Below are 12,167 nucleotides of genomic sequence, written 5' to 3' on the forward strand. Positions count from 1 at the left end.
CCCTTGAGGGGACTTTAAGGGTGTTCTTAAAACAAACTTGGCTGTAACCAAAGCTTTCTAAACTTTCCGTTAGTGTCATACCGTTCTGCCTGCAGTTGTACGTTAAACTTTCGGTCTCTTGGGTCATTACCTACACCGGCAACATACATCCAATTGCCATAGTTACTATGCACGTCATAGTCTATTAATAAAGACTCAAAATGAGCTGCACCAATGCGCCAGTCTAGCTCTAATTCTTTAGCAAAGTAGGATGCTACATTTTGCCGACCTCTATTACTCATCCAACCGGTTTCTTTAAGTTCTATCATATTGGCATTTACAAAATCAGAGTGTGTTTCTCCGTTAATCCATTTTTGTATGTGATTTTCATTTGTGGACCAGTCGTAATCTTTTTGAAGAATACCCTCTAGCTTAAAAATTTCGTTACCGTGTTTTAGTGAAATATATTTAAAGTAGTCTCGCCAAATGAGCTCAAATATGAGCCAATATGTTGATTGATTTTTGAAATGTTCTTTTTCAAATTGCTTTACGTTCCAATAGATAGTTCGTGCAGAAATACTACCATTTGCCAACCAGGGTGAAAATTTAGAACTATAGTCTACGCCAACTAATCCATTACGGGTTTTTTTATAAAACCCCAATTTTTTAGTGTTGAAGAAATAATTATCCATGCGATGTAAAGCTTCGGTTTCGCCACCTCTATAAGGGAATGCCGAATGTGGATGTGTTTCAAAAGTATCAAAACCTAAATCTGAAAGAGACGGTATGTCCGTATGATTTTCAATTTTATTATTTTGAGATTGTTTTTCTATGCTAATTTCTTCACGAATAGATACATATTTTTCAAGCTTCTTTCTAAATGCTGTAAAAACTTGTGGTGTTTTTGAAACCTCAAAGTTGATATCCTCAGGATGAAATAAAAATTGGTTGTAAAATGAATGGAATTGAACATTGGTGGCTTCGAATACTTTAGCTACCAGAGCTTTTTTAACCTCAAGTTCAGTATTAACTTCTTCTTGCGTCCATTCCTTTTGTAGGTATATGTCTGTGATTCTATAGTCTGTATAAAGCTTTGGGATGATGTTTTCGGGTAAGTCATTAAATACCAATAAATCAATGTTTAGTTGATTAAGCTGCTGTTTTAAATCTATAACCGTTTCAATTAAAAATTTAGCACGATACTTCTCGGTCTTTTTAAAACCAAACGTATCAGCTTTAAAATGTCTTGGGTCAAAACAATACACCGCAATGGTTTTTGTACCATTTGAACACGCTTGGTTTAAGACCAAATTATCCCGTGTTCTTAAATCATTTCTAAACCAGACTAAATTTGTTTTCATCAGTTTTGATTTTAGACCTTTTAGTTATTTATTCTATTTAGTTCTTTTACAGCGTTCGCTACAATATTTTACATCTTTCCAATTCTTTTCCCATTTTTTGCGCCAGCTGAAAGGACGCTCGCATACAGGGCAAACTTTAGTTGGTAGATGTCGTTTTTTTATTCCTGTTGGCATTCTTTATCTTTTTCACCCCTAAAGTTCCCTCAAGGGGACAACCCTCAAAACGCAAGTTGGTACCAGCGTCCCTTTTAGGGGACTTTAGGAGTGTTTTTTCGTTATGTTAGATTTCATTTCGGTTCCACTAGTGCATTAATCATCCCTTTAAACACAAAGGCATGAAATGGCAGTACCATATACCAATACAGGCGTCCCAAAACCCCTTTAGGTCTAAAAACTGCACGTTGGTATAATCGGTCTTTTACAATTTTAAATTCTAGCCAAGCTTCGCCAGGTAGTTTCATTTCTGCAAAAAGTAATAATCGTTTTTCTTTTTTATCGGCTAATAGTACACGCCAAAAATCTAATGGGTCACCTGGTTCTAAATAGGTGTCGTGTGTGCGTCCTCTTCGTAATCCTACACCACCAAACAGTTTATCTACATAACCTCTTATCTTCCATAAGCCGTTAAAGCTATACCAACCATTGCGACCACCAATGCCCCAAATTTGATTTATGGTGAATTTTTCGTCCTTTATTTTTCTGGACCGTACATCCTTAAAACAACCATATTGAGGTAATTCTATATGCTTAGACAGCTGGTCTTTAAAAACTCCGCTACTTACCGCATCCTTCCAACTAGATACCACCGAGTTTTGCTGTATTTTCTGAAAAGCTAATTCTACCGCTGTTCTATAAGTCATTGGCGTAATAGCAATATGGTCGTTGATATTGCTTGATTTTCCGATGACTTCAACCTTCATACTATCAACCAAAGCTTGCGCTAACTGAAACGACGTTGATGTAACAAAATACAACCAGTAGGATGATAACTTAGGAGATAATAGAGGTAAGGTGTATATGTATCTTTTAAGCCCGCGCACTTCGGCAAACTGCAATAACATTTCTTTGTAGGTTAAAATTTCTGGGCCAAAAATGTCATACGAGTTATTGTATAGTTTCTCTTTAGTTAAGGCGCCAGAAAGATAAGTGAGTACATCTCTTATGCCTATAGGTTGCGTTTTGGTATTCAACCATTTTGGCGTTATCATTACAGGCAGTTTTTCTACAATATCTCTTATGATTTCAAAGGAAGCACTGCCACTGCCTACGATGATTCCTGCCCTAAATGTGGTTAAACCATAGCTGTTAGATTTTAGTGTTTCTTCTACCTGTAAGCGCGATTTTAAGTGTTTAGATAATGAGTCATCATTAACAATACCACTTAGGTAGATAACGTGCTTACAATTAGTAGCTTCAACAAGGTTTTTAAAGTTTTGAGCACACTGGCGTTCTAAACTTTCAAAATCTTTAGAGTTTGTTGCCATGGAATGAATGAGGTAGTAAGCCGCATCAATATTTTTTGGAATTTTATTGGGTTCTGGACTTAAAAAGTCCATTTTAATAAAAGTACAATTGGGATGTTCTTCAATCTCATCTGGAATACGATTCATATCTCGTACGCAGCATACCAATTGGTGCTCAGCTTCAACGAGTTGAAGTGCTAGTCGTTTGGCGATGTAGCCAGTTGTGCCTGTGATGAGTATTTTCATAAATCCGAAAGACTGCCATTTTGAGTGTAGTTGAGAAACATAATGATATTTATAACATCTCGACTACGCTCGATGTGACAGATGCTATAATTATTGTTTTATTGCTTCTTTTTTTGGGCGCTGGTACTCTAAGCGTTGTTTTAACTCTGGTATGGCGTAACCATCTAACCCGTTTATAGAGGCTACTTTTCCTTTAGAAAGATTAATAAACCCGTCCTTTTCTATCAATTCATCAGGAACGTATAGCTTTTCTATTTTTCCTATTAACAAGATAGTGTTATTGGCCTTAATTGGGTATTCTTCAACATAGCTCATCGCAAGTTGTACAGGGCAACCTTTAACAAATGGCGCAATAAAATTATCTTTGTACTCTTCATCTAAAGTGGTGACATCAAATTCTGAAATTGACGCGTCGTATTTAGCTGAAGTATGGTGGGCATCTTCTAAAATACCCTCATGGATGTGATTTAGTGTGTATTTTCCTGTGGTTTTTATATTATCATAGGTATTTCTTATTACCGTGGTTGGCCTTAAGAAAAAACCTAATAATCCTGGATTAGAGCCCAAGTGCGTAACGGAACTAAAAACTGCTACATTACTACTGCCTAAAGCATCTTTTGTGCCTATGAGGTTGGCAGATTTGTAACCGCTACAACTATTTATGAGGTTGATGCGATACAAATGATGCATCTTATTAATGTCGTCTAAGCTAAATTCTGCCATTTTACAAGGTTGTGAAATTGTTGATTTTAATATTTTCTGCTTTAAGATCGAACATAAGATTATAGAGACCAAAAAATGTTCTGTTGATATATATAAAATGTTTAGAGCCACGGTTACCATTCATGTTTCGCAGTTCAGTACTCTTGGAATATTTTTGTCCCATTTCTGCAACTTGATTAAAGAATTCTGCATCTGAGAAATCAAAAATTTCATTTTGAAATGGTTGTGTAAACAAACTTAACAACTCATGAAACATGTTAGAGAAAAACGTCATTTCTTCCTCGGAATCGTCCTTGCGTAAAATTTCGAGCTCATACATTTTTTCCTTAAATGCTACAGGGTCATTAATGCAGTTTTTATCTGCCAACTCAAAATAGGGTTTGTAGAAATTTTCTGGAATAGCTTTCATACATCCAAAATCTAAAGCAATAAGCGCACCATCCTTTGATACTAAGAAATTACCAGGATGAGGGTCTGCATGTACTTTTTTTAGATTATGAATTTGATACATGTAAAAATCCCATAAGGCCTGTCCTAATTTGTTAGAAAGCTCTTGGTCTTTATTATGCGCTACAAATTCTGAAAGGTGTTCACCCTCCATATAATCCATAGTGATAATTCGCTCAGACGAATATTGTTCGTAGTAGTTTGGAAATTTTAGGTTGGGTATGTGTTTGCAGGCTTCTACGACGGCTTTACTCTGTTCTATTTCTAATAAATAGTTGGTTTCCTCTACAAGTTTATCTTCAACTTCTTTAAAGTATTTGTCAGAATCTTTTCCTTTAATATTAAACATTTTAATAGCAATAGGTTTTACTAAAGCTAAATCAGAAGTGATACTCTCCGCAACTCCGGGATATTGGATTTTCACAGCAAATTTTTTCCCATCTTTATCTGCAAGGTGTACTTGACCAATGCTCGCAGCATTTACCGAAGTTGCGTTGAAAGTATCAAAAAGTTCATTAGGATGTTTACCAAAGTATTTTTTAAAAGTTTTTATTACTAAAGGCGGTGATAATGGTGGTACAGAAAATTGTGATAACGAAAATTTTTCTACATATGCTTTCGGCAAAATGCTCTTTTCCATACTTAACATTTGTGCGACTTTAAGCGCACTCCCTTTAAGTTTTTTAAGGCTATCGTATATATCTTCTGCGTTATTTTGATTAAGGCGTTCTTTGGCTTCCTCTTTAGGATTTACCATTTTATCACCATAATATTTTAAATAATTGACACCAACTTTAGCACCAGTAGATACTAATTTTGAGGCTCGAGATATTTTGGTAATTGGTATGCTGTCAATTGTTTTCATTTGTTCTGAAGGTGTTTCAGTTTAATTCATGTGAATTTTTTCTTTGTACAAAAACTTACCTAAATCCATTAAACTTTTTAAAGGTGTAGTGTCTATAAGGTCAAAACTGGCTTTAACTGACTTTTCTATAAAAAGATCTGTTTTTTCAAACGATGCAGAGGTATCATCAATCCAAAATTTAAGGGTAATGAGTAATTGTAGCCATGCGGACTCTTTAAGACTTCTTCTTTGAATTTTTTCTAATTGTTCTTGCTTTAAGTCTAGTGTTGGTATATTAAGATGCTCAATATAATTAAAGAATCTACTCTTTAATTGCGATAATGTTCTCAATGACTTTAAGGATTTCTTATGGTCGTTTAAAGTATGTATAACATAGCTTCTGTTGGCTGTAAGAATTTCGAAAAAGGTGAAATAAAAGCTTAATAATTTATTTCGGGCATCAAAAGTTAAATAATCATCACTTTTCTCTAACACAGCATGGGCGCTATCAAAAAATATTTTAAAAATGGATTGCTCTAAAACTTCAAACGAAGTAAAAAATTCATAGAACTTTTCTTCTTTCATATTATTGTTTTTAGCAAATGCATAAACAGTTTTTGGTTGTTCATTATGCATTAAAACATAATCCATGTATGCGCTAATAACGTCGTTTTGTGTTACTGATTTTTTCTTTGCCATAATAACTGATTTATAATGTAAAGATACAAATGTTTAACTATGTAAGTAAATTGTTAAACAAAATTTAACATCAACGTTATAAGTTATATTTAGCAACCCTCATCGCAACACTTATCGTCTTTTACGATTTTACAGCTAATTACTGCTAGTATAGCTCCTAAGAATGGTGCAATTAAGTAGAGCCAAAGGTGTTGCAGATTACCAGAAATTACGGCAGGTGCTAATGAGCGAGCCGGATTCATTGACGCCTTTGTCATTGGGCCAGCAAACATGGCTTCTAAAAGTATAATTGCTCCCACAGCAATAGCTGCCATGGTGCCAATTTCTTTACTTCCTGTAGAAACGTTAATTATAACCACCATTAAAAAAAAGGTGAGTAATACTTCTAAAATAAATGCTTTGTAGGGTTCAAATCCATCGGCAGGGTAGGTGTGTCCAAAACTAGTGCTCTCTGGGAATAAGACCCATAAAAGACTAATGGCAAGAAATGCGCCTGCAATCTGAAAAAGGATATAAAGCGGAACGTTTTTCCAACTGAATTTTTTTGCGAAAGCAAAAGCAACCGTCACCGCAGGATTAAAGTGTGCTCCAGAAATTTCACCAAACGCGTAAATCATGGCCATAACAATAAGTCCCCAAGTGATAGCTACACCAACATGAGATATGCTACCACCTGTAATTTCGTTAACCGTCATGGCACCACAACCGCAAAACACCATTATAAAAGTGCCGATTAATTCAGCAATTTCTTTTTTCATTTATTCTGAATTTATTTCGAGGCTGTCTAAAACGTACCCTTTTTTGTCATTTCGAGAGTAGTAGAGAAATCTAAAATTTTGATTTTCAAAGCATTTCGACTTCTTCGCAATGTGCTTTCAATCAAAGTTTACTTTGCTTTTAACCAATGCTCAATGTGACAGATTAGAATTTTATTGACTTTTTAGACAGTCTCAATTATTTATTAACTTTTGAAAACACATACTTCAATTCTGTGGCTATTTGAAGACTCCTCTCCAAATATTTTTCGGCTTGTAAAGGCATATTATCATAGGCTTTTGGGTCTTTATACGTTAGTGGAATACGTTTTTCTGCACCGGAAATAATTGGACAAGCTTCATTGGCAGAATCACAAGTCATAATTGCAGCAAACTCTTTCGTTGGGTTAAAATCTGCGTCGTAAGTTTTAGAGAAGCCAATAACAGGATGCTTTAAATCTGAATATTTAATCACATAGACAGGATTTTTTTCGTTGGAAAGCGATGTGATATTAAATCCTGAAGCACGTAATGCTTCTGCGGAGGAAGGGAAAAGGGCAGTAGCCTCCGTTCCACCAGAGTAGCAAAATACATTCTCAATTTTGTAATAACTCGCCATAGTTTGCGCCCAAACCTGCGATAAGTGGCTGCGACGCGAGTTGTGTGTACAGATAAAATTGAGGTTGACAATTTTATTTTTATCACCTTTATTTTGAATAAAATCTACTAAAGTTTGAAGGATAGCTTTACGTTCTGACGCTATAGTGTTGATATCTAAAGATTCAATTTGTGAACTAATTTGAGGATATAGCATGGTTGTATTTTAATAGTTATAGTTTGGGTTTAGCAACAACCAGATTCTGGTGTACAACATGAGGTTTGATTTTGAATATCGGATAGTTTTACTTTAGGTTTAGATACTGCAATTCCGCAAGCATCTAATGCTAAACAGGCAGTTTTTTTTGTGGTTAAAAGAAAATTAATACCATCAAAATCTAATCCAAATTTTCCTATGGTATCCCCTTGGTATTCGACTTCAATTTCTAAATCTTCAATTTTTAAAACCTTTTCGGATAGCTCAATGATATTTAATAGTTTTTCTGGATGTAATCTATGGTCGTAGTCATCGGCTTTCCAAAGTTGAAAGTTGGCGACTTCCTCGTGTCTTACCATTCCGCCACAATCAATAAAGTCTTTTGTTATTTTGCCGACTTCTGTGACATGAAAATGGGCAGGCACTAGCGCGCCATTTGGTAATTGAAACCCTATGGTTTCTAAGGTTTTTAATGTCGATTTTATTTCGGATAGTTTCATATACTTTTATTTAACAGCAGTTATTATTTATATCTTGATTTAGAAATTCGTTAATAATGGATTTCATGGTTGTCCAGTTATCATTATTTATACAGTAACAAATACTGGTACCTTCTATGTTTCCTTTAATTAAACCAATGTTTTTTAATGCTCTAAGATGCTGAGAAATTGTAGGCTGTGCCAAGCCTATTTCGTCCACTAAATCACCGCAAATACAAGAGTTGATTTTAAAAAGGTATTGTAGAATAGCCACTCTTGCCGGATGCCCAAATACTTTTGCAATGTTTGCAATTTGGTTTTGTTGCTCTGTAAAGATTTCGCTTTTAGTTAATCCCATTGATTGTATTATTATATTGCAATATTACGATAAAAGAATTAATAATAGTATTTATAGTCAACTTAATATGGTACCTTTTAAGTATTCTTTAACATATAAGGCTTCGCTTAAGTTGTAATTTTACGGCATAAAACACTTAATACTATATAAAATGAAGAAATTAGCATTGTTTGCATTTACATTAATTGCAATGTTTGCTGTAAACGCACAAGTTGAAACACCACAACCAAGCCCTATAACTAAAATTGAGCAAAAGGTAGGTTTAACAGATGTCACTTTAGAATACTCGCGTCCGAGTATGAAAGGACGAAAAATATTTGGCAATTTAGTGCCTTACGGAAAAATGTGGCGTGCAGGCGCTAATAAAAATACTGTCATAACATTTAGTGACGATGTTACTATAGATGGTAATGCTGTTAAGGCTGGTTCTTACGCCATTTTTGTATCACCAAATAAGAAATCTTGGGATGTTGTATTTTATGCTGATACCAATAATTGGGGCACACCTCAAAACTGGGATGACGCTAAAGTAGCTGCTAAAGTTTCTGTAGAAACGTATAATATGCCAATGACTATTGAAACATGGACTATAGGTTTTGACGAATTAAAAAACAGCTCAGCACACATAGGTTTTGTTTGGGAAAACACGTATGCTGCCGTTAAGTTTGAGGTACCTACGGATGCTGCTGTAAGCGCTTCTATTGAAAGAACAATGGCAGGCCCATCTGCAAACGATTATTTTTCTGCTGCTGTTTATAACCTATCTGAAAAAAAGGATTTAGATAAAGCCTTAGTATGGATAGATAAAGCTGTGGAAATGACTAAAGATCAACCACGTTTTTGGTATTTAAGACAACAATCTTTAATCCATGCTGCTAATGGAGATAAAAAAGGTGCTATTGCTGCAGCTAAGAAGTCTTTAGGTGGAGCAACTGCTGCAGGTAATGCAGATTATATAAAAATGAACAAAGATTCATTAAAAGAATGGGGTGCGATGTAAGTCTTGGAGACTTTAGATATTAGAAATAGATTGATTGGCGCAACTCCCTGAGTTGCGCTTTTTAGTTTTTGTACTCTAGGCCAATAATTTCTCTAACCTTATCTAGTGTAGAAATGAGGGCGATACTTTTGTTAAAAGTCATAATGTCACTCTCTTTCTTATTGGTTCTTATGAGCTGGTTAAAATGTTCTATTTCGTAGTTGTAGCCTATGGTATTGTAATCAAAAGTTTTTAGTTCTGAATTACCATGCTTGTCAATTAAAGTAACCGAAGACGCTTCATGAAAGCGACCGTTAATTATAATATTGCCTTCTTCGCACTTAAATATGGCTTCCGTTTTTGTTTCCGCTACAATTGTGCTTTTTAAAAAAGCTTTACAGGTATTGTAGTGAAAAGTCATTTTGCATTCAGAATCTGCGCCATTCTCAAAAAAATCAGCTTTAGCCTCAATTAAATTGGGTTGTCCCAAAGTAGAGAGTGCAGCAAAGATTGGATAAATACCGATATCTAATAAACTACCACCACCAACTGATTTATCGAACAATCTAGAGGTTTCATCATATTTTGGACGAAAACCAAAATCAGCTTCTAAAGCGATAACATTACCATAGTGTTTTCTTTTTATAAGGTCTAGCACATACTGAAAATGTGGTAAAAAAGCGGTCCACATGGCTTCCATTAAAAGGGTATTGTTTGCTTTTGCTAAGGCAATCATTTGTTGCACTTCTGTATGATTCATAGCAAAAGGTTTTTCGCATAAAACAGGGATTTGTTGTTCTAAGCAAAGTAGTGTATGTGTTTTATGGAAACTGTGCGGTGTTGCTATATAAATAGCATCGATATTAGGGTCTAAAGTCAATGCTTCGTAATTGCCATAAGCCAGGTTGGCATTATACTCTGAAGCGAAATGTTCTGCTTTTTTAAGACTACGAGATGCTATTGCGTATAATTCTGAATCAAAGACAGTGTTTAAATCTTCAGCAAATTTCTTAGCGATTTTACCTGCACCAATAATTCCCCAACGTATCACTTTTTTATTCATTATTATTGATTTTCTTAGGCGATATTGATTGCAATAAATTGGCTATAATTATAACAATAACACAGCCAATTAAATTTAACCATAAGTATGGTAAATTAATAATATCTTCTCTATCCAAAACGTATAAAGCAATGATTAAGATCTGTGTAGCTAAAGCACTTATAAACACGGCATTTCCTTTAACGTGTTTAAAGAAAAATGCTAATAGAAAAATTCCTAAAACATTACCATAAAAGATAGAGCCAATGATGTTAACTAGCTGAATTAAATTTTCGGCAAGGTTAGCAAAACAGGCTATAATAATGGCGATAATTCCCCAACCGAACGTAAACCACTTGGTCATATTAACCATGTGCAGTTCGCCCTTGTCTTCTTTAAGGTTTCTACCATATAAGTCAATAGACGTAATGGTTGCCAAAGCGTTAATTTCTGATGCTGTAGACGACATGGCAGCAGATAATATAACCGCTAATAATAAACCTATTAGACCCGTCGGAAGATGATTAAGAATAAACCGAATAAACATATAATCTCTATCGTTGGTCTGCGTGTCTTTTGCTGCATCTTTATAGAGTGCAGTTAAGACCGCAGATTTTTCTTTATAGGCTTCACTTTTAGTGTTAGATTCTAATGCTGCAATTTCTTTTTCAAGTTTGTTGTATTCCTCTTTGTATTCCGTGTCTACCGCTTTTTTGATTAAAAATTTTGATTCTAATCGGTATGTTTTTTCAATACTATCAATAGTGAATAATTGCGACTTTAAATTAGCATCATTATCTTTTGCATAGGCTAAACTTAAGCGTTGTTTTTGGTTAAAAAGTTCGGTTTGTTTTGCTTGAAGTGCTTTGTACTCATTACCATATTCCGAAGCTAAAACAGTTTGTGTTGAAGCATCAATAAAGTTTAATGGAGAAGGATTAAATTGGTAAAACACAAATACCATAACACCTACTAAAAGTATAAAGAATTGCATAGGCACTTTAAATAAACCATTAAATAGCAAACCCATTTGCATTTCTCTCATGGATTTACCAGAAAGGTAACGTTGTACTTGGCTTTGGTCTGTCCCAAAATATGAGAGCATTAAAAAGGTTCCACCAATAAGCCCTGTCCAAACGGTGTACCTGTTTTCTAAATCAAATGAAAAATCTAAGACTTCCATTTTGCCTGTAGCACCTGCAATGTTTATAGCTTCTGTGAATGATACTGCATCTGGAATTAAGTTTATTATAATGATTAAAGCCGCAATCATACCTGCAAAAATCACAAACATTTGTTGCTTCTGTGTTACGGTAACCGCTTTGGTACCACCAGAAACGGTATAGATAATTACAAGCACGCCTATGATGATGTTAAGTGTAATGATGTTCCAGCCGAGGACTACAGATAGTATAATTGCTGGTGCAAAAATGGTAATACCAGCTGCTAATCCACGTTGTATTAAAAACAATATCGCAGTTAAGCTTCTTGTTTTTAGGTCGAATCGATTTTCTAAAAATTCGTAAGCGGTGTAAACTTTAAGACGATGATAGAGCGGTATAAACACCAAACAAATAATTACCATAGCAATTGGAAGCCCAAAATAAAATTGAACAAAGCCCATACCATCAGAAAATGCTTGACCTGTTGTGGATAAAAAGGTTATAGCACTGGCTTGGGTTGCCATTACAGATAATCCGATAGTCCACCATTTGGTAGTATTTCCGCCTCTTACATAATCCTGAACATTTTTACTACCTCTTGTTTTCCAAGTTCCGTAGCCTACAATAATGGCTAAGGTGGCAATGAGAACTACCCAGTCTATCCAATCTAAAGTTTGTTGCATGGTTTTAAGCGAATGATGCTGTTATAAAGTAAAAGAGAATAATGTATAAAGCATTTGCTATTAGTACAATCGTATACATCTTATTCCATTTTTGTTTTGGTTGTGGTTGGTTGTTCATTAGTTAAGTTGTTA

The 12,167-nt window shown here is 34.8% G+C and carries 13 protein-coding genes and 1 pseudogene; 1 reads left to right on the top strand and 13 read right to left on the bottom strand.

Going from position 1 to position 12,167, the window contains the following annotated elements:
• Positions 1–26: 26 nt before the first annotated feature.
• The 11 genes and pseudogenes from Q0800_RS03790 to Q0800_RS03835 form a co-directional block, all read right to left on the bottom strand.
• On the bottom strand, positions 27–1,340 hold the full coding sequence (locus Q0800_RS03790; RefSeq protein ID WP_299127782.1) for a DASH family cryptochrome: 1,314 nt from the start codon (positions 1,338–1,340) through the stop codon (positions 27–29).
• Positions 1,341–1,373: 33 nt separating this feature from the next.
• On the bottom strand, positions 1,374–1,502 hold the full coding sequence (locus Q0800_RS03795) for a DUF2256 domain-containing protein (RefSeq protein WP_299127856.1): 129 nt from the start codon (positions 1,500–1,502) through the stop codon (positions 1,374–1,376).
• A 125-nt stretch (positions 1,503–1,627) separates the two neighbouring features.
• Entirely contained in the window at positions 1,628–2,146 is a 519-nt protein-coding gene (locus tag Q0800_RS14155) for a DUF2867 domain-containing protein (protein ID WP_366518829.1), read from the bottom strand.
• A 237-nt stretch (positions 2,147–2,383) separates the two neighbouring features.
• Positions 2,384–3,049, bottom strand: a pseudogene (locus Q0800_RS14160) (NAD(P)H-binding protein); the annotation flags it as partial.
• Positions 3,050–3,139: 90 nt separating this feature from the next.
• Entirely contained in the window at positions 3,140–3,772 is a 633-nt protein-coding gene (locus Q0800_RS03805; RefSeq protein ID WP_299127784.1) for a flavin reductase, read from the bottom strand.
• Between the two features lies 1 nt (position 3,773).
• Positions 3,774–5,084: a lipopolysaccharide core heptose(II) kinase RfaY gene (locus Q0800_RS03810; protein ID WP_299127785.1), complete on the bottom strand. Its 1,311-nt coding sequence runs from the start codon at positions 5,082–5,084 to the stop codon at positions 3,774–3,776.
• Between the two features lie 21 nt (positions 5,085–5,105).
• A complete protein-coding gene (locus Q0800_RS03815; protein ID WP_299127786.1) occupies positions 5,106–5,762 on the bottom strand; it encodes a TetR family transcriptional regulator C-terminal domain-containing protein in 657 nt (218 codons plus the stop codon).
• A gap of 89 nt (positions 5,763–5,851) precedes the next feature.
• Positions 5,852–6,520 (bottom strand): MIP family channel protein, encoded by a 669-nt coding sequence (locus tag Q0800_RS03820; RefSeq protein WP_299127788.1) that lies wholly within the window; start codon positions 6,518–6,520, stop codon positions 5,852–5,854.
• Positions 6,521–6,716: 196 nt separating this feature from the next.
• Positions 6,717–7,331, bottom strand: coding sequence for a protein-tyrosine-phosphatase (locus Q0800_RS03825; RefSeq protein WP_299127790.1), 615 nt, complete (start codon positions 7,329–7,331; stop codon positions 6,717–6,719).
• A 29-nt stretch (positions 7,332–7,360) separates the two neighbouring features.
• The gene (locus tag Q0800_RS03830; RefSeq protein ID WP_299127792.1) at positions 7,361–7,831 is read right to left on the bottom strand and encodes a DUF6428 family protein; all 471 of its coding nucleotides are present in this window, start codon (positions 7,829–7,831) and stop codon (positions 7,361–7,363) included.
• A gap of 10 nt (positions 7,832–7,841) precedes the next feature.
• Positions 7,842–8,168: a metalloregulator ArsR/SmtB family transcription factor gene (locus tag Q0800_RS03835; RefSeq protein ID WP_299127793.1), complete on the bottom strand. Its 327-nt coding sequence runs from the start codon at positions 8,166–8,168 to the stop codon at positions 7,842–7,844.
• A 151-nt stretch (positions 8,169–8,319) separates the two neighbouring features.
• Here Q0800_RS03835 and Q0800_RS03840 point away from each other — a divergent pair, with 151 nt between their 5' ends.
• Entirely contained in the window at positions 8,320–9,168 is an 849-nt protein-coding gene (locus Q0800_RS03840) for a DUF2911 domain-containing protein (protein WP_299127794.1), read from the top strand.
• A gap of 61 nt (positions 9,169–9,229) precedes the next feature.
• Here Q0800_RS03840 and Q0800_RS03845 read toward each other — a convergent pair whose 3' ends face one another.
• Positions 9,230–10,210 carry a Gfo/Idh/MocA family oxidoreductase gene (locus Q0800_RS03845; RefSeq protein WP_299127795.1) on the bottom strand — a complete coding sequence of 327 codons (981 nt, stop codon included), beginning with the start codon at positions 10,208–10,210 and terminating at the stop codon, positions 9,230–9,232.
• Positions 10,203–12,035 carry a sodium:solute symporter gene (locus Q0800_RS03850; protein WP_299127797.1) on the bottom strand — a complete coding sequence of 611 codons (1,833 nt, stop codon included), beginning with the start codon at positions 12,033–12,035 and terminating at the stop codon, positions 10,203–10,205. The genes Q0800_RS03845 and Q0800_RS03850 overlap by 8 nt, the downstream gene beginning before the upstream one ends.
• Between the last annotated feature and the right edge of the window lie 132 nt (positions 12,036–12,167).

Source organism: uncultured Winogradskyella sp. (assembly GCF_937958655.1).
In the GTDB taxonomy this organism is placed as follows: Bacteria; Bacteroidota; Bacteroidia; order Flavobacteriales; family Flavobacteriaceae; genus Winogradskyella.

What these genes read in the sequence shown, in the direction of transcription:
- Q0800_RS03790 (WP_299127782.1), bottom strand. Translation starts at nt 1,340, where the DNA reads ATGAAAACAAATTTAGTCTGGTTTAGAAATGATTTAAGAACACGGGAT.
- Q0800_RS03805 (WP_299127784.1), bottom strand. Translation starts at nt 3,772, where the DNA reads ATGGCAGAATTTAGCTTAGACGACATTAATAAGATGCATCATTTGTAT.
- Q0800_RS03810 (WP_299127785.1), bottom strand. Translation starts at nt 5,084, where the DNA reads ATGAAAACAATTGACAGCATACCAATTACCAAAATATCTCGAGCCTCA.
- Q0800_RS03815 (WP_299127786.1), bottom strand. Translation starts at nt 5,762, where the DNA reads ATGGCAAAGAAAAAATCAGTAACACAAAACGACGTTATTAGCGCATAC.
- Q0800_RS03820 (WP_299127788.1), bottom strand. Translation starts at nt 6,520, where the DNA reads ATGAAAAAAGAAATTGCTGAATTAATCGGCACTTTTATAATGGTGTTT.
- Q0800_RS03825 (WP_299127790.1), bottom strand. Translation starts at nt 7,331, where the DNA reads ATGCTATATCCTCAAATTAGTTCACAAATTGAATCTTTAGATATCAAC.
- Q0800_RS03830 (WP_299127792.1), bottom strand. Translation starts at nt 7,831, where the DNA reads ATGAAACTATCCGAAATAAAATCGACATTAAAAACCTTAGAAACCATA.
- Q0800_RS03835 (WP_299127793.1), bottom strand. Translation starts at nt 8,168, where the DNA reads ATGGGATTAACTAAAAGCGAAATCTTTACAGAGCAACAAAACCAAATT.
- Q0800_RS03840 (WP_299127794.1), top strand. Translation starts at nt 8,320, where the DNA reads ATGAAGAAATTAGCATTGTTTGCATTTACATTAATTGCAATGTTTGCT.
- Q0800_RS03845 (WP_299127795.1), bottom strand. Translation starts at nt 10,210, where the DNA reads ATGAATAAAAAAGTGATACGTTGGGGAATTATTGGTGCAGGTAAAATC.
- Q0800_RS03850 (WP_299127797.1), bottom strand. Translation starts at nt 12,035, where the DNA reads ATGCAACAAACTTTAGATTGGATAGACTGGGTAGTTCTCATTGCCACC.